Source organism: Kitasatospora sp. NPDC038210 (assembly GCF_055600605.1).
Genome location: NZ_JBVJYK010000002.1, coordinates 393,727 through 410,277, shown reverse-complemented (window position 1 = coordinate 410,277; position 16,551 = coordinate 393,727). Strand labels below are relative to the sequence as shown.

The following is a 16,551-nucleotide window of genomic DNA, read 5'->3' as shown; positions in this document are numbered from 1 at the left end:
GTGCGCGGAGAGGACCTGCAGGGCGCGGTACGGAGCGGAGCGGCCGGAGCGTCGGCGTGGGGTACCGCACGCTCCTGCTGTTGATCTTCTCCGAATCTTCCCCGAACAGGCGGTCGATGAACAGTCCCCAGCGCCGCATGGTGGACGCGGAGGCGGTGAACACCCCTGATCATCCCAGCGGCCCACCTCCTCCCCGGGGGCCGGGGAAGCCGGGCAGCGGGAACCCCGGCCGCGGGTCCACGCCCGGCGGGAAGGGCAGCCCGCGGGCGGCGTCGTCCGCGAGCTCGTCGAACACCTCGTGCGCGGTCATCGGCCGCAGCCGCCCGTCGGCCAGCGCCCAGCCGCGAACCGGCGGCCGGACTCCGGTGTCACCGGTCGGCGGGCCCGCCGGGCCGCCGGTCGGCGGGTCGGCCTGGCTGCCCGCCGACGGATCGCCGTGCAGCAGCAGCGCCCCCTCGCCACCGGAGGCCACGCCCGCCGCCAGGGTGACGCAGAACGCCTCGGCGTCCCGCCCGGCGGGGTACAGCTGCCCGTCCTCGACGCAGACGTCCACCGCCGAGGTGAGCTCCTCGCCGTCCTCGGGGCCGTGGCAGCGCAGCGTCAGCAGGTGGCAGCCCTCCCCCGCGCCCTCGGCCAGCGCCAAGTACACCGACGTCACGTACCTCATCACCGCCGCCATCCGGCGCTGCCCGTCCGGATCGTCGCCGACGGCGTCCAGCAGGGCCAGACAGGCCACGGACATCCGCACCCGCGCCCGGTGGTCGTCCATCAGCACCGGCAGCAGCTCGGCCAACCGCTCGCCCGCGTAGACGAACGGCTCCCCGGCAAGCTCGGGATCGCCCGCGTAGGCGACCCGGGCCGTGGGCATCCGGGGGTCGAGGCCGAACGCCTCGCAGTAGTCCTCGAAGTCGTCCGCCTCCAGGACCCTCAGGTGCACCTCCAGACCCTGCCGGTACAGGGCCGTCAGCTGCTCCTCCGCCCGCCGCAGGTAGCCCTGGTGGTCGAGCCCGCCGAACAGCCCGTACCGCGCGAGCCCGGCGAAGTCCCCGGCCCGGACGGCCAGCGCCAGCGCGACCGGCTGCGGGGGCGCACCCCGGGCCCGCCCGCCGCGCCGGGCCCGCGCACCGCCCCCTCCCGCGCGCCCACCGGGCGGCCGCCCACCCGGCGGCGCCGCCCCACCGGGCCCGCCGCCAGGAACACCACCGGGCGCCTCACCGGCACCGCTCCCCGGCTTCCGCCCCGCCAGCACCAGCACCCGTCGGCGCCCCCGCGATGTCCGCACGCCCGCAGCGCCCACCACGCCGCGCAGCAACTCCCGCACAGCAGCCATGGCTCCTCCTGTTTCCTCACCTGCTCGATCTCCGACAGCGCCGACCGCTCCGAACGACGGAGCCGTCGACGTCGAGGAACATACACACAGCCACTGACAACTCACCCCGAGTAATCGAACAGGGGGCCCGCGAGACCCGGGAGGCCCCGCGCAGGCGAGGACGGGGGCGGGCGGAACAAGCGCGCCGACCCGTCCACACCCCCGCGGGACGGGACCCCCGGTGCCCGTGAGACGCACGCCTCCACGGATCCGGGTGGGATTGTCAGTGCCGACGGTTAGGGTCGGGGACCATGCGACTGCTGCATACCTCCGACTGGCATCTCGGGCGTTCGTTCCACCGGGAGAGCCTGCACGACGCCCAACGGGCCTTCCTGGACCACCTGGTGGACGTGGTCCGGGCCGAGGACGTGGACGCCGTGCTGGTCGCGGGCGACGTCTACGACCGGGCGCTGCCCGGGCTGGAGGCGGTCGCGATGTTCGACGAGGTGCTGCACCGCCTGGCGGATCTCGGCGTGCCGACGGTGTTCATCAGCGGCAACCACGACTCGGCCCGTCGCCTGGGCGTCGGCGCAGGGCTGATCGGGCGGGCCGGGATCCATCTGCGGACGGATCCCGGCGAGTGCGCCACGCCCGTGGTGCTGGCGGACGAGCACGGGCCGGTGGCCGTGTACGGGCTGCCGTACCTGGAGCCCACGCTGGTGCGCGAGCGGTTCGGGCTGGCGAAGGGCGGGCACGCCGCGGTGATCGGGGCCGCCATGGACGAGGTGCGGGCCGACCTGGCGGCGCGCCCGGCCGGTACCCGCGCGGTGGTGCTCGCGCACGCGTTCGTCACCGGCGGCGCGCCGAGCGACAGCGAGCGGGACATCGCGGTCGGCGGTGTGGCCGCGGTGCCCGCCTCGGTGTTCGAGGGGGTGCACTACGTCGCGCTCGGCCACCTGCACGGCTGCCAGACCCTCGCCCCGCACCTGCGCTACAGCGGCTCCCCGCTCGCCTACTCCTTCTCCGAGGTGCACCAGCGCAAGAGCATGTGGCTGGTCGACCTCGCGGCCGACGGCTCGGTGGCCGCCGAGCGCGTGCCCTGCCCCGAGCCGCGCCGGCTCGCAACCCTGCGCGACAGCCTGGACGCGCTGCTCACCGGCGAGCAGTACGCCGAGCACGAGCAGTCCTGGGTGCAGGCCACGCTCACCGACGCCGTCCGCCCGAGCGAGCCGATGGAGAAGCTGCGCCGCCGCTTCCCGCACACCCTGCAGCTGCTCTTCGACCCGGACGAGGCCGACGCCGGGGCCTCCCCGTCGTACGCGGCGCGGGTGAGCGGCCGGGACGACCTGGAGATCGCCGAGGGCTTCCTGCGGCACGTCCGCCCCGGGGCCGAGCCGGAGCCGGACGAGCTGGGCTGGCTGCGCGAGGGCTTCGAGCGCGTCCGGCAGACCACCGACCGGAAGGCGGACCTGCCCCGATGAGGCTGCACCGGCTCACCGTCACCGCCTTCGGCCCGTTCGCGGGCTCCGAGACGGTCGACTTCGACGCGCTCGCCGCCGGCGGGCTGTTCCTGTTGCGCGGCGCGACGGGCGCGGGCAAGAGCAGCGTGCTGGACGCCGTCTGCTTCGCGCTGTACGGCGAGACTCCGGGCGCCCGGCGCGCCAACCGGCTGCGCAGCGACCACGCCGACCCCAAGCGGCTCACCGAGGTGCAGCTGGAGCTGACCCTCGGCGGTCGGCGGCTGCAGATCACCCGTCTGCCGGAGCAGCAGCGGCCGAAGAAGGTCGGCACCGGCACCACCGTCGAACGGGCGCAGACCCTGCTGCGCGAGTGGGTCGCCGACACGGGCGACGGCACGCCGGGCTGGCGGGGGCTCAGCAAGTCGCACCAGGAGGTCGGGGAGGAGGTCCTCGGGCTGATCGGCCTGAACCGGGAGCAGTTCTGCCAGGTGGTGCTGCTGCCGCAGGGCGACTTCGCCCGCTTCCTCAAGGCCGACTCGGAGGAGCGCGGCAAGCTGCTGCGGCGGCTGTTCGACACCGAGCGGTACCGGCACGTCGAGGACTGGCTGGCCGAGCAGCGGCGGGCCCAGGAGGCGGCGGTCCAGGCCGGGCGGCGCCGGCTGCGCGACCTCGCCAGCAAGGCCGAACAGGCGGCGGGCCCGGGCGCCGAGCCCGCGGAGGACTGGGTCCCGGCCGAGGACGGTGACACCGGGCTCACCGCCGGGGTGCTCGGCTGGGCGGCGGTCCTGCGCAGCGGCGCGGCCGAACGGCTCGCCGTCGCGGAGTCGGCGCTCGCGGGCGCCGGGGCGGCGCAGCGCACCGCCCAGCGGCACCGCGAGGCCGCCGAGGAGCTGGCCGGGCGGCAGCGCCGGCACCGGGAGGCGCGGGAGCTGGCCGGGCGGCTGGCCCGGTTCGAGCCCGAGGCGGCGCTGGACCGGCAGCGGCTGGCCGCGGCGCAGGAGGCCGTCGGGGTGGAGGCCGCGCTGCGGCTGCGGGAGAGCGCGGCCGAGGCGCTGCGGCGCGCGCAGACGGCGGAGCTCCGGCACCGGGAGGTGCTGGCCGCCGCGCCCGGCGGTGAGGGCCGGCGGCTCGACGGGGCCGGCGCCGCCGAGCTGGCCGAGGCCGAGCTGCGGCTGCGGGCCGAGGTGGTCCGGCTGGAGGCGGCCCGGGCGGACGAACTGCGCTGTGCCGAGCTCGCACGCGAGCAGGGATCGTTGACGGCGGACCGGACCGCCGCCGAGGCGCTGGCCGAGGAGGCCGAGGACTGGCTGGCCGAGTTCGAGGGCGAGCTGAGCCGCCTGGAGGAGCAGCACACCCGGGCCCGGGAGGCGACCGCCAGGGTCGAGCAACTGGACGTACAGCGCGCCGAGTCGACCATCCGACTGGACGCGGCCCGGGAACGCGACGGCCTGCGGGCCGAGATCACGGCGGCCGAGCTGCGGGTCGTCGAGCTGCGCACCGCCGCGCTGGACGCCCGTGAGCACAGCCTGGACCTGCGGGACCGGCGGCTGGCGGGCATGGCCGCCGAACTCGCCGAGCAGCTGCGCAGCGGTGAGGCCTGCCGGGTCTGCGGCTCCCCCGAACATCCGGCGCCGGCCGAGGCGGCGCCCGGCAGCCGGGTCGCCGCCGAGGACGAGGAGCGGGCCCGCCGCGCCCAGGCCGTCGCCGAGCAGGCCTGGACGGTGGCGGACCAGGCGCTCACCGCGCTGCGGGTGCGCGAGGCCACCGCCGCGGGAGCGGCCGGGCCGGAGGGCTCGGACGCGCTCGCACGGGCCCTCGCCGAGCTGGAGCGCGAGCACCGCGAGGCGCGGCACACGGCGGAGGCGCTCGGCCGGGTCGAGCAGGAGATCGCCCGGCTCTCCCAGGACCGCGCCCGCCGTGACGCCGAGCTGCACGAGGCCAAGGAGCGCGCCGCCGTCCTCACCGACCGGCTGCTGAAGCTCGACACCGAACGGGACGCGCTGACCGCCCGGGTGGCGGCCGCCCGCGGTGAGGCGGCCTCCGTCGCCGACCGGGCAGCTGCCCTGACCCGGACCACCGAGCAGGTCGCCGCCACGGCCGCCGCCGCCCGCGCCCGCACGGAGGCCGCGGCCCGGCTCGACGAGGCCGAGGGCGAGCTGGGCGGGGCCGCCGCCGCGGCGGGCTTCCCGGACGCCCGGGCGGCACTGGCGGTGCTGCTGCCGCGGGACGAACGCGAGCGGCTGGAGGCCCGGCTGGAGCGGCACCGCGCGGAGACCGCCGCCGTCCGGCGCGAGCTGGACCTGCCGGAGCTCGCCGAAGCCGCGGCCCGTCCACCGGTCGACCTGCCCGCCGTCGCGGCCGCGCTCCGCGCCGCCACCGACCGGCTCGGACAGGCGCACGCCGCCCGCGCGGCGGCCCACGAACGGTGCGGGGCTCTGGCCGCGATCGGTCGGCAGCTGGCCGGGCTCGCCGCCGAGCTGGCGCCGGCCCTGGACCGGTACGGGCGGATCAACCGGCTCGCCACGCTGACCGCCGGCACCTCCGCCGAGAACCGGCTGCGGATGCGCCTGGAGTCGTACGTGCTGGCGGCCCGGCTGGAACAGGTCGCGGCGGCGGCCAGCGACCGGCTGGTCCGGATGTCCGGCGGCCGCTACACCCTGGTGCACAACGACGGCCGGGGCGCCGGCACCAAACGCTCGGGTCTGGCCCTGCGGGTGGTGGACGCCTGGACGGGCACCGAGCGGGACACCGCGACCCTCTCCGGGGGCGAGAGCTTCTTCGCCTCGCTCTCCCTCGCCCTGGGCCTGGCCGACGTGGTGACCGACGAGGCGGGCGGCATGCCGCTGGACACCCTGTTCATCGACGAGGGCTTCGGCACCCTCGACGAGCAGTCCCTGGAGGAGGTGATGGACGTCCTCGACGGCCTGCGCGAGCGGGACCGCGCAGTCGGCATCGTCAGCCACGTCGCCGACCTGCGCAGCCGTGTCCCGGCCCAGCTGCTGGTCCGCAAGGGGCGGCGCGGCTCGACGCTGGCCCTGGCCGGACGGGAGGACGCGTAGGGGCAGCCACCACCCGGCCACGGACGGACCACCGGGACGGCCGCCGGGCGGGCCTCGGACCGGCCGCCGGACGGGCCTCGGGACGGGCCTCGGACGGGCCTCGGACCGGCCGGGATCAGCCCGAGCAGGCGATCCGCTGCGCCTGCTGCCAGGCGCACACCGGGCAGAGCGTGCTGCCCGGCTGATCGGCGGGCAACTCGGTCGGTTCGCCGCACAGCACGCAGTCGGCGCGCGGCCCGGACGCCGCCGGGTCGTGCCCGAGCGCCGCCTCCGTGCTGCCGCCGTCGGAGGCGAGTTCGCAGACCGCCGTGGGATCGTTCGTCGTGCTGTCGCTCATGCCGCCTTCCTACTCCGCCACTCCGCCCCGGGGCAAGACCACCCGGCCCGCTCCCGGCTCCCGGCTTCACGTGGTTGCGGTCGAGGTCTGGCTCGCAGGCGCGTTGGCGGTCGAGGTCGTGGCCGACTCGATCATGGCGGCGACGCCGTCCAGCAGTGGCTTCAGCCCGAAGGCGAACAACGCGTCCAGGTCCAGGTCGTAGTCGTTGCCGAGGCTGCCGGCCATCAACGGCGATCCCCTGGACATAGCTGTAGAGCAGGACGTGCAGGTCGAGCACGGTCGCGGCGTCGTGGCCGTCGAGCGCCGCGAGCGCGACGTTCCACTCACGGACGATCCGCCGCGTCGAGGGCACCCGCTCGCCCGGCGCGAGCGTGCCCTCGGCGATCCGCCCGGCGATCTCGTCGGCGATCCGCAGGCGCAGCGGGCGGTCGTCGCCGAGCGGATGGCGGCGCTGTGCTGGGAGACCCCGAGGCTGCTGAAGGCGCTGACCGAGGCACCCGACCTCTACTGCGACACGATGACGCAGATCCGGATGGACCGCTGGTCGCAGGGTCGGGTCGTCCTCCTCGGGGACGCGGGCTACTGCGCCTCCCCGTGGTCGGGCCAGGGCACCAGCCTCGCCCTGGTCGGTACTCGACCAGGACCTGGCGACCGAGAACCCGGGCGGTCCGGCCGCCGAGGAGTCGGTGGAGCGGGCCAAGAACGCGATCTCGCTGGACGGCTGACCAGGACGGGCGGCGGCGACAGGCAGGGCGCTCAGGGCGCGGATGGCGGCGGGCGGGTGACAGCGGGCAAGTGGAAGCGAACAGATTTCAGCGAACAGATTTCAGCGAACGTTTGCTGAAATCTGTTCGCTGAACCCTGTCACCTGTCACCTGTCACCTGTCCGCCGTCCGCCGCAACCCGTTCGCCGACGCCCTCCACAGCCGTCGGCCCGCCGACCGGGCGTTCCCGGCCGGTGGTTACCGTGTCCGACATGGCCACCGATCTCCGCCGACGCCTACTCGCCGCCCACGCCACCGCCCCGTCGTACGCCGAGGTGGGAGCCACCCGGGGCGGGCGCCTGCCGGCCGGGTACGCGCACCTGCGGCGCCGCGTGCACCTCGGGCACGGGGCGGAGGTGCTGCAGCGGGCCGGGCGCTACGTGCTCGACTGGGGCACCCAGTTGGGCACCGGCTTCGCGGTCCACCCCGGCGGCCCGGCCCGGCCCGGGGCGACGGTCCTGCTGCGGCTGAGTCTGCCCGGGCGCCGGTGGCCACGGCTGGTGATCCCCTGCCGGGTGGTGTGGACGGTGGACGAGCCGGACCGGGTCGGGTTCGCGTACGGCACGCTCCCCGGGCACCCGGAGTGCGGCGAGGAGGCGTTCCTGGTGTCGATGGACGCCGACGGCGAGGTGTGGTTCGAAGTCACCGCGTTCTCCCGGCTCTCCGCCTGGTACGCCCGCCTGGGCCGCCCGGTCGCGCTGCTCTGCCAGCACCTGGCGATCGAGCGCTACCTCACGGTCGTGGCCGCACACGTCAGCCGCTAGCCGGGAAGCCACCGGAAGTCGACCCACCCGACCACAGCCCCCCGGCCCCGCACGGCCCCGCCCCGGCACAGCACGGGCCGGGGCGAGCCGGGCCGCGGTCAGCCCAGGAAGGACAGCCGGACGGTCCGGCGCGGATTGTCCCCGTTGGTGTCGATGAGCACCACCGACTGCCAGACGCCGAGCGCCAGTTGGCCGCCGAGCACCGGCAGGGTGGCGTGCGGGGCCACCAGTCCGGGCACCACGTGGTCCCGGCCATGACCCGGGCTGCCGTGCCGGTGGCGCCAGCGGTCGTCGGCCGGGAGCAGCTCGCGCAGGGTGGCGAGGAAGTCGTCGTCGCTGCCGGAGCCGGTCTCCAGGACGGCGATCCCCGCGGTGGCGTGCGGCACGAAGACGTTGAGCAGGCCGTCGCGTCCGGCAGCCCGCTCGTCCAGGAACGCGGCGCAGCGGTCGGTGATGTCGAGGGCGACCTCGCGGCTGCCGGTGGTGATCTCGAAGGTGGTGGTCCGGAACCAGCCGGTCGGGGTGGAGTTGTTGTCGTGGTTGTCCGCCATGGCGCCATCCTGGCCCAGCTCAGGTGGCCGGGCGTACTGCCTCGCCGACTCGGCTTGCCAGGGAGGCAAACTCGCATAGGGTGAAAGGTTCAGACCACCTCACGGCACGCCGGACCCCGCCACCGCCCAGCGCCGTGGACCCAGCACGCATCCGCCCACGCCCCTGCGCGGACCCGCCGGGACCTGCCCCCGTGGCACACTCATGAGCGCCACTCGTAGACCCCCGGACACGCCGAAGACCCGATGGACCGGAAGTCCACCGGGCCTGTTCCCGCCCAGGACGGTACGACGACCGGCCGACGCCCGACGCGGCGACCGGGGACGAACCCCTAGCCGCGCCCGCCGAAGAGGCTGCGACGCAGCCGACGCAGCGGCGTCAGCAGCGAGATCCTGGTGTGGCGACGACGGGTCGTCGGGGCCTCGGCGCCGCGCGGCGTCAGCTCCCTTATCAGCCCGAGCGCCTCGGCGGTGTCCACCGCCGGGAGTGCGGGCGCGCCGAGCACGGCCAGGTGTCGCTCGATCCGGCGGCCGGTCGTGCCGACGCCGCACTGGATCGCCGGCACACGGGGCCGAGTCCGCACTTGCATGTGTTCCATCAGTTTTCCCACCCCTACGAGGCGCCAGGGCCGTGAGGCGAAGACTATCCGTGACGGACGGCCTTCGCGCAACCGTCCTTGGCGTTGTGCCACCGTATCGTGCGGCGTCAACTGACGATGCACCAGGGGCCGCCCGGCCGGTCACGACTAGGCATCAATGATGGTGCACGACCCGCCGTTCGTCAGCAGGGCAGAGAGGTGCGGCCCCGCGCCCGTGTGCGCGGCACGCGCCCGGCGCACCGGGGCGCTTTCGTGACGTCCGACACAGCCGCGGTCGAGGCGCCCGCGCACACCCCCCGGGGGCCCGCAATGTGGACCCCCCATATAGGGGACAGCAGTCAGGTCGACAAAGTGATCTTCGGGACGCCGACCGCCACCGAGTGTGACGCCCCGCTGCCACCCGCGATCACCGATCGCCACCGGGGGCCCTCCGCTGTCCACGACCTGCCGTACGCGTGATGTCATGAAGTGGCCGACTTCATGAAGTGAACACATTCGGGGGATTGACTCCCGCCGAACCTCCAAGCAATATCTGTTGCACACGTCGGTGCCCGCACCGCACCCAGGCGTGTGTTCGAGTGATGAAGAACTCCGGCTCCCGCGAGCCACTGCCCGGCCGCCTCGACGCTGCGGTGGCCAGGCTCGCGCGGTGCCCGGACCGGCGGTCGGCCGTAGAGGGTCGGCCGGGCCGCCACCTGACTGCCGGTGCCGCCCCGTGAGGGGCCCGGCACCGGCGGTCCCGGGTCCCACCCCTCAGATCGTCGACAAATCCCCCGGACCCGCCCAGGCCTCAGCCCCGGCCCTGGCCCTGCCGCCCCGCTGCCGCCGCCCCGCCGCCCCCACCACCGGGCCCGGCCCCCGGTGAGGCCGCCGGATCCCGGGGCGAGCCCCCGTACCGGACGTCCACGCAGGTCGCGCCCGGTGGATCGGTAGACTCGGCCAGCGTGTCCCTCCTCCTCAGCATCGTGCTCCCGGTCCACGGCGTGGAGCGGTACCTGCCGCGCTGCCTCGACTCGATCCTCGGCGACACCCCCGCCCTGGAATCCCGCTTCGAGGTCATCGCGGTCGACGACCTCTCCCCCGACGGCTCCGGCGCGATCCTGGACGCCTACGCGGCCCGCGACCACCGGCTGCGGGTGCTGCACCTCACCGAGAACCAGGGCCTCGGCGGTGCCCGCACCGCCGCCCTGCCGCAGGCCCGCGGCGAGTACGTCTGGTTCCTCGACAGCGACGACTGGGTGCCCGAGCGGACCGTCAGCGTGATCCTCGACGAGCTGGCGCAGGAGCGCCGCCGGGAGACCCCCGCCGACGTGCTGATCACCGACTTCACCCACGTCTATCCGGACGGCGGGACGGAGTCCAACCCCTGGCGCCACGTGCTGACCGGCTCCCCGCTGGTCGAGGGCTGCACCCTGGCCGAGCACCCGGCGCTGTTCCAGACCGTGATGTCGGTCTGGAACAAAGTGTTCCGCCGCGCGTACCTGGACGGCCTCGGCGTCTCCTTCGGCCGCGGCTACTACGAGGACATCTCGGTCACCTACCCGGCGCTGCTCGCCGCCGAGCGGCTGCGCTACGTCGACCGCCCGTGCTACAACTACCGGCGCGGCCGGGACGGCGCGATCACCGCCACCGCCTCCCCCAAGCACGCCGACGTCTTCGCCCAGTACGACGCGATCTTCGCCTTCCTGGACCGCCCGGACCGCCCCGGCCGGCCCGTCCCGGAGTCGCTGCGCACCCTGGTCTTCGACCGCACCGTCCGCCAGGCGCTGAACGTCTACGACACCCCCGGGCTGGTCCCGCCCGGCCTGCGCAAGGAGTTCTTCCAGCGGATCGCCCGGCACTTCGACCGCCACCGCCCGGCCGGTTACCACTACCCCGGCGGGGTGCGCGGCGTGCAGTACCGGCTGGCCGCGCGCGGCGCCCGGATCGCCTACGCCGAGCTGCGCCGCACCGGCCGGCTTCCGCGCGAACTCAAGCGCGGGGCACGGGCGGTGGCGCCCGCGGTGAAGAAGGGGGTGCGCAGTGGCGCCCGGTTCACGGCGTACAACGCCTTCCGCCGGCTGCCGCTGGACGAGCACCTGGCGGTCTACGCCGCGTACTGGCACCGGGGTTACGCGTGCAGCCCGGCGGCGATCTACGAGAAGGCGAAGGAACTCGCGCCGCGGATCCGGGGCGTGTGGGTGGTGGAGAACCGCCGGCAGGCCGCCACGCTGCCGCCCGGGGTGCCGTACGTGATCGTCAACACCCCCGCGTACCTCAAGACGATGGCGACCGCCAAGTACTTCGTCAACAACGTCAACTTCCCGCGCACGATGGTCAAGCGGCCGGGCTCGGTGCACGTGCAGACCCAGCACGGCACCCCGCTCAAGGCCATGGGCATGGACCTGCGCGACCGCCCGGCGGCGGCGGAGGGGATGGACTTCGACCTGCTCCAGGAGGCCGTCGACCGCTGGGACTTCCTGGTCTCCCCCAACCCGCACACCAGCGAGCACTTCGCCCGCGCCTTCCCCGGCCGGTACGAGATGCTGGACACCGGCTACCCGCGCAACGACCGGCTGGCCGACGCCGCCCCGGACGAGGTGCGCGCGATGCGCGAGCGCCTGGGGCTGCGCCCGGGCACCCGGGCGGTGCTGTACGCGCCGACCCACCGCGGCGGCAAGGGCGGCTACGTGCCGCTGCTCGACGTGGCCGAGCTGGCCCGCCGGCTGGGCCCGGACTTCACGCTGCTGGTGCGCACGCACTACTTCCACACCGGCGGGCCGGGCGACCTGACGGCCGACGGGCAGGCGGCCGAGATCGTTGACGTCTCGTCGCACCCGACCGTCGAGGACCTCTACCTCGCGGCGGACGTACTGGTGACGGACTACTCGTCGATGATGTTCGACTACGCGGTGCTGGACCGGCCGGTGGTGATCTTCGCCCCGGACTGGGCGGAGTACAAGCGGGAGCGCGGCGTCTACTTCGACCTGTTCGCGGAGCCGCCGGGCGCGGTCACGGAGACCGCGGACGAGTTGGCGCGGGCGCTGCTGGCGGGCGATCCGGCACCCGGGGCGCGGGCGCGGTTCCGCGCGAGGTTCTGCGTCTGGGACGACGGCGGGGCGGCGGAGCGGGTGGTGCGCCGGGTGTTCCCGGTGAACGGCGGGCGGTAGCCGGGCGGCAGGCGGGCGGCAGGGCCCGCGGCGGGAGGCGGCGGACCCGACGACCGGGGCCGGGCGCCGAACGGGGCCGGGCGCCGCCGGTACGGCGCCCGGCCCCGTTCGGTGCGGGCTCAGCGCTGGCGGGCGGCCAGGAACTCCTCGAAGGTCAGGACGCCGTCGTGGTTGGTGTCCATGCTGTGGATCAGGGCCTCGGCCATCGAGAGGGTGACGTCGTGGTCGCCCATCTCGTTCGCGGCCAGCGCGTACTCGGCCGCCGTGATCTTGCCGTCGCCGTCCTTGTCGAAGCGGTCGAAAAAGGCCTTGATCGCCTCGGTGGTCTCCATCGTGCCCTCCTGGGTACTGCGGGGTGTTGCTCTGTTCGGACGGCCGTACCCTACCCGCCCGTGGTGCGCACCACGGGCGGCGGGAGTGGACGGGCGCGGGGGTGGGTGTCGTAGTCTGCGGATCTGATCGTGGCCCGGGCACCTCCCGGGCGGTAGTTCGTCCAGGGAGGGAATCGTGCTCGACCTCGTCACCAAGCTGGTGCTGAAACCGGTTTCGCGGGGAATCTGGCGGCCGGTCATCGAGGGGGTCGAGAACGTCCCGCGCAAGGGCGGGGTGATCCTGGCCAGCAACCACCTGTCGTTCATCGACAGCGTGGTGATCCCGCTGACCTCCCCGCGCCGGGTCCACTTCCTCGCCAAGGCCGAGTACTTCACCGGCACCGGGCTCAAGGGCAGGCTCTCCAAGGGCTTCTTCGAGGCGATCGGCGCGGTGCCGGTCGAGCGCGGCACCTACCGTTCCGCTCAGGCGTCGCTGGAGTCGGCGCTGGAGATCCTGGAGGACGGCAAGGCCTTCGGCATCTACCCCGAGGGCACCCGCTCCCTGGACGGCCGCCTCTACCGGGGGAAGACGGGCGTCGCCTGGCTCGCGCTCACCGCGGGCGTCCCGGTGGTGCCGGTGGCGCTGGAGGGGCCGGAGCAGATCCTGCCGGTGGGCAAGCGGGTGCCGCGGCTGAAGAAGGTGACGGTCCGCTTCGGCGAGCCGCTGCACTTCGACGAGCTGCACGGGCAGGCCCGCTCGTTGAAGGCGCGTCGGCAGGTGACCGACGAGGTGATGGCGGCGATCCAGCGGCTCTCCGGCCAGGAGGTCGCGGAGAGCTACAACGAGGTCCCGAAGGCGGCCTAGCCGACGGCGGGCCCGACGGGCGCCGCCCCCGAGGGACCCGGTCCGGCCGGCGGGTTCAGCCCGACGGGATCAGGCCCGACGGAGGGCGGCCTCCGTGAGCAGCGCCTTGCCCGCCGGCGGCACCTCCCCCGACAGGACGTCCTCCACCGGACCGGACTCCACAAGACCGACCCCCTCCGGCCGGGCCGCCGCCTCCGGCGCTTCCCGGCGCAGCAGGGCCGCGTACCGGCCGTCCAGCTCCACCAGCTCCTCGTGGTTGCCGAGTTCCACCACCACCCCGTGGTCCAGGACGGCGATCTGGTCGGCGGCGCGGACGGTGGAGAGCCGGTGCGCGATGGTGATGGTGGTGCGGCCGGCCGCGAGGGTGTCCACGGCCTGCTGGACGGCGCTTTCGGTGCGGTTGTCGAGCGCGCTGGTGGCCTCGTCGAGGATGAGCACCGGCGGGTTGCGCAGGATCGTCCGGGCGAGTGCGAGGCGCTGCTTCTCGCCGCCGGAGAAGCGGTAGCCGCGCTCGCCGACCAGGGTGTCGTAGCCGTCCGGCAGGGCGGCGATGGTGTCGTGGACCTGTGCGGCCCGGGCGGCCTCGACCAGTTCGGCGTCGGTGGCGCCCGGCTTGGCGAAGCGCAGGTTGTCGGCGACCGAGGCGTGGAAGAGGTAGGTCTCCTGGGAGACCACGCCGACCGCGCGGGCCAGGGTGTCGAAGGAGAGCTCGCGGACGTCGACGCCGTCCAGGGTGACCCGGCCGCCGGTGACGTCGTACAGCCGCGGGACGAGGTAGCTGAGGGTGGTCTTGCCCGAGCCGGTCTCGCCGACCACGGCCAGTGAGCTCCCGGCGGGGACCGTGAGGTCGAGGCCGGCGAGGGTCGGGCGCTCCTGCGCGGGGTCGTAGCGGAAGTCGACGCCCTCGAAGCGGACCTCGCCGCGGGGGGCGGCGAGCGTGACCGGGTCGGCCGGTTCGGCGATCTCCACCGGAAGGTCGAGGTACTCGAAGATGCGCTGGAAGAGCGCGAGCGAGGTCTGGACGTCCACGCCGGTGGACAGCAGGCTCACGGTGGGGCGGAAGAGGCCCTGCTGGAGGGTGACGAAGGCGACCAGGGTGCCGACCGAGACGATCGGCGCTCCGGCGGCGGAGGTCAGTCCGGCGGCCCAGTAGATCAGTGCGGGCATGGCGGCCATCACGATCTGGATGGTGTTCATCCGCCAGCGCCCGGCCATGCTGGCCCGGACCTCCAGGTCGGCGAGCCGGTCGGACTGCTGGGTGAACTCGCGGGCGAGCGAGTCGGAGCGGCCCATCGTGCGGCCGAGCAGGATGCCGCTGACCGAGAGCGACTCCTGGACGGCCGAGCTCATCGCGGCCAGCTGCCTCTGCCGCTCGGTGGTGATCTTCTTCCGCTCCTGGCCGACCCGGCGGCTGATCCAGACGAACAGCGGGAGCAGGAGGAGGGAGACGACGGTGAGCCGCCAGTCGAGGGCGACCATGGCCACGACGGAGGCGACCACCGCGGTGAGGTTGGAGACCAGGCTGGTCGCGGTGGACGTCACCGTGGACTGCATGCCGCCGATGTCGTTGGCGATCCGGGACTGCACCTCGCCGGTGCGGGTGCGGGTGAAGAAGGCCAGCGACTGCCGCTGCAGGTGCCCGTAGACGGCGGTGCGCAGGTCGTGCATGACGCGCTGGCCGACGGTGGTGGAGATCAGCGTCTGCAGGACGTTGAAGATGCTGTTCACCACGGCGGTGAGGATCATCCCGAGCGCGAGCAGGCTGAGCAGGCCGGTGCGGCCCTGCGGGATGGCGGTGTCCAGGACGGCCCTCAGCAGGAACGGCGAGACGACCGAGACCACCGCGGAGGCGGCGACCAGCAGCCCTACGGTGGCGAGACGGCCGCGGTAGGGGCGGAAGAGGGCGAGGATGCGCCGCCACGGGGCCGGCGGGCGGGAATCGCCCTCGGCGCGCGCGGGCGGCGTCCAGTCGATGGCGGCTTGCCTCAAGGGCGGGCCTCCCTGGGTCGGTCGGACCGGCGCCGGGACGAGCGCCCGGACGGGCGGTCGGACGCGCGGTGTGACGGGTGGACGGGATGGATATAGCGAGGATAGCTCATAGTTAGACAAGCTAATAGTGAGATTCGCTCCATTCCCGTCGGGCCCGAGTCGCACGGCCGACCGCCCGGGGCGCCGGCGTCAGTCGGTGCGGTACGTGCGCGCCGCCTTCGAGGAGAGGCCGCCCAGTCCGCCGGGCGGCAGCAACCGGGCGATCGCCACCGCGACCTTGTACCGCTTGCCCGGCACGGACAGCGACCGGCCGCGGGCCAGGTCGCGCATCGCCTCGTCCACCACCCGCTCGGCGGAGAGCCAGGACCAGGACGGGATGTTGCCGGTGCCCATGCCCGCGCGCTCGTGGAACTCCGTCCGGGTGAAGCCCGGGCACAGCGCCATCATCCGCACGCCCGTACCGCCCAGGTCGCGCAGCACGCCCTGGGTGAAGCTGACCACCCACGCCTTGCTCGCCCCGTAGGTGCCGCGCGGCAGGAAGGCCGCCACCGAGGCGACGTTGACGATCGCACCGCGGCGGCGCTCGCGCATCCCGGGCAGTGCGGCCGTGGTCAGCCGCAGGATCGCCTCGATGTGCACCTTCACCATGTCCAGCTCGTCCTGCAGCGGGACGGCCCCGAAGGCGCCCTTGTTGCCGAAGCCGGCGTTGTTGACCAGGAGGTCCACCGGGCGGGCGGGGTCGGCGAGGCGGGCCTCGACGGCGCCGATGCCCTCGTCGGTCGCGAGGTCGGCGATCAGCACCTCCGCCTCGACGCCGTACTTCCCGTGCAGGTCGGCGGCGGCGCGCTGCAGGCGCTCGGCGTCCCTCGCCACCAGGACGAGCTGGTAGCCGCTGCGGGCGAGCCGGCGGGCGAACGCGGCTCCGATGCCGGCGGTCGCGCCGGTGATCAAGGCTGTGGTCATGCCCCCGACCGTACCGACTCGCCGCAGTCGAGCCCACACCGAGTGCAACGTCCCAGCTCACAGGACTGCGGATGCAGGTGCCCGATCGTGCACGTAGTGTCGGACAGGGGCACCGCCCGACCGGACGGTGAAAGCCAGACGAGGAGGCACATCTGATGCTTACTCAGTTCCGGACCGAAACCGCCTCGGCGTCACGCACCGCGACGTCGTCCGAGGCCGACACCCTAGCCAGCCTGATGGTGGAGGACGAGGCCGTCGTGTCCGACGCGCCCACGTATCTGCCCGAGGCCGCTGGTGGCCTGCTGTTGCTCGGCCTGCTCCTGCTGTCCCCGAAGGGACCCAAGGAGAAGCCGACCCGGTAGCCACGCTCCGTCCGCAGGGCCCCGTCCCCACGGGGCCCCGCGCCCACGCCCGACCTCCTGAAGGAGGACCTC

General features: G+C 74.4%; 15 protein-coding genes. 7 read left to right on the top strand and 8 right to left on the bottom strand.

What is annotated here, in order from left to right; all coding sequences use genetic code 11:
* Nucleotides 1–169 precede the first annotated feature (169 nt).
* On the bottom strand, nt 170–1,330 hold the full coding sequence (locus ACZ7KX_RS05320) for a hypothetical protein (protein ID WP_470325387.1): 1,161 nt from the start codon (nt 1,328–1,330) through the stop codon (nt 170–172).
* A 290-nt stretch (nt 1,331–1,620) separates the two neighbouring features.
* On the opposite strand from ACZ7KX_RS05320, the gene ACZ7KX_RS05315 reads away from it, so the two are divergent.
* Nucleotides 1,621–2,790 carry an exonuclease SbcCD subunit D gene (locus tag ACZ7KX_RS05315; protein ID WP_470325386.1) on the top strand — a complete coding sequence of 390 codons (1,170 nt, stop codon included), beginning with the start codon at nt 1,621–1,623 and terminating at the stop codon, nt 2,788–2,790.
* On the top strand, nt 2,787–5,828 hold the full coding sequence (locus ACZ7KX_RS05310; protein ID WP_470325385.1) for an AAA family ATPase: 3,042 nt from the start codon (nt 2,787–2,789) through the stop codon (nt 5,826–5,828). The genes ACZ7KX_RS05315 and ACZ7KX_RS05310 overlap by 4 nt, the downstream gene beginning before the upstream one ends.
* A gap of 115 nt (nt 5,829–5,943) precedes the next feature.
* Here ACZ7KX_RS05310 and ACZ7KX_RS05305 read toward each other — a convergent pair whose 3' ends face one another.
* Together ACZ7KX_RS05305 and ACZ7KX_RS05300 are read right to left on the bottom strand one after the other, a co-directional pair.
* On the bottom strand, nt 5,944–6,165 hold the full coding sequence (locus tag ACZ7KX_RS05305; protein WP_470325384.1) for a hypothetical protein: 222 nt from the start codon (nt 6,163–6,165) through the stop codon (nt 5,944–5,946).
* 66 nt (nt 6,166–6,231) lie between these two features.
* Nucleotides 6,232–6,390, bottom strand: coding sequence for a hypothetical protein (locus tag ACZ7KX_RS05300; RefSeq protein WP_470325383.1), 159 nt, complete (start codon nt 6,388–6,390; stop codon nt 6,232–6,234).
* Nucleotides 6,391–6,427: 37 nt separating this feature from the next.
* Here ACZ7KX_RS05300 and ACZ7KX_RS05295 point away from each other — a divergent pair, with 37 nt between their 5' ends.
* Nucleotides 6,428–7,009, top strand: coding sequence for a hypothetical protein (locus tag ACZ7KX_RS05295; RefSeq protein ID WP_470325382.1), 582 nt, complete (start codon nt 6,428–6,430; stop codon nt 7,007–7,009).
* A 132-nt stretch (nt 7,010–7,141) separates the two neighbouring features.
* Complete coding sequence (locus ACZ7KX_RS05290; RefSeq protein WP_350526206.1) at nt 7,142–7,693, top strand: DUF1990 family protein; 552 nt, start codon at nt 7,142–7,144, stop codon at nt 7,691–7,693.
* A gap of 98 nt (nt 7,694–7,791) precedes the next feature.
* On the opposite strand, the gene ACZ7KX_RS05285 is transcribed toward ACZ7KX_RS05290, so the two are convergent.
* Nucleotides 7,792–8,244, bottom strand: coding sequence for a YjbQ family protein (locus ACZ7KX_RS05285; RefSeq protein ID WP_402801668.1), 453 nt, complete (start codon nt 8,242–8,244; stop codon nt 7,792–7,794).
* Between the two features lie 329 nt (nt 8,245–8,573).
* The gene (locus ACZ7KX_RS05280) at nt 8,574–8,840 is read right to left on the bottom strand and encodes a hypothetical protein (RefSeq protein ID WP_350526204.1); all 267 of its coding nucleotides are present in this window, start codon (nt 8,838–8,840) and stop codon (nt 8,574–8,576) included.
* A gap of 944 nt (nt 8,841–9,784) precedes the next feature.
* Between ACZ7KX_RS05280 and ACZ7KX_RS05275 the strand changes: the two genes are divergently transcribed.
* The gene (locus ACZ7KX_RS05275; RefSeq protein ID WP_470325381.1) at nt 9,785–11,989 is read left to right on the top strand and encodes a bifunctional glycosyltransferase/CDP-glycerol:glycerophosphate glycerophosphotransferase; all 2,205 of its coding nucleotides are present in this window, start codon (nt 9,785–9,787) and stop codon (nt 11,987–11,989) included.
* A 119-nt stretch (nt 11,990–12,108) separates the two neighbouring features.
* Here ACZ7KX_RS05275 and ACZ7KX_RS05270 read toward each other — a convergent pair whose 3' ends face one another.
* A complete protein-coding gene (locus ACZ7KX_RS05270) occupies nt 12,109–12,321 on the bottom strand; it encodes an EF-hand domain-containing protein (protein ID WP_224282188.1) in 213 nt (70 codons plus the stop codon).
* Nucleotides 12,322–12,496: 175 nt separating this feature from the next.
* On the opposite strand from ACZ7KX_RS05270, the gene ACZ7KX_RS05265 reads away from it, so the two are divergent.
* Nucleotides 12,497–13,165: a lysophospholipid acyltransferase family protein gene (locus tag ACZ7KX_RS05265; protein ID WP_470325380.1), complete on the top strand. Its 669-nt coding sequence runs from the start codon at nt 12,497–12,499 to the stop codon at nt 13,163–13,165.
* Between the two features lie 69 nt (nt 13,166–13,234).
* Here the strand turns inward: ACZ7KX_RS05265 and ACZ7KX_RS05260 are convergent, their stop codons facing one another.
* Complete coding sequence (locus ACZ7KX_RS05260; RefSeq protein ID WP_470325379.1) at nt 13,235–15,154, bottom strand: ABC transporter ATP-binding protein; 1,920 nt, start codon at nt 15,152–15,154, stop codon at nt 13,235–13,237.
* A 189-nt stretch (nt 15,155–15,343) separates the two neighbouring features.
* Nucleotides 15,344–16,117: an SDR family NAD(P)-dependent oxidoreductase gene (locus tag ACZ7KX_RS05255; protein ID WP_470325378.1), complete on the bottom strand. Its 774-nt coding sequence runs from the start codon at nt 16,115–16,117 to the stop codon at nt 15,344–15,346.
* 155 nt (nt 16,118–16,272) lie between these two features.
* Between ACZ7KX_RS05255 and ACZ7KX_RS05250 the strand changes: the two genes are divergently transcribed.
* On the top strand, nt 16,273–16,479 hold the full coding sequence (locus ACZ7KX_RS05250; protein WP_470325377.1) for a hypothetical protein: 207 nt from the start codon (nt 16,273–16,275) through the stop codon (nt 16,477–16,479).
* Nucleotides 16,480–16,551: the final 72 nt, after the last annotated feature.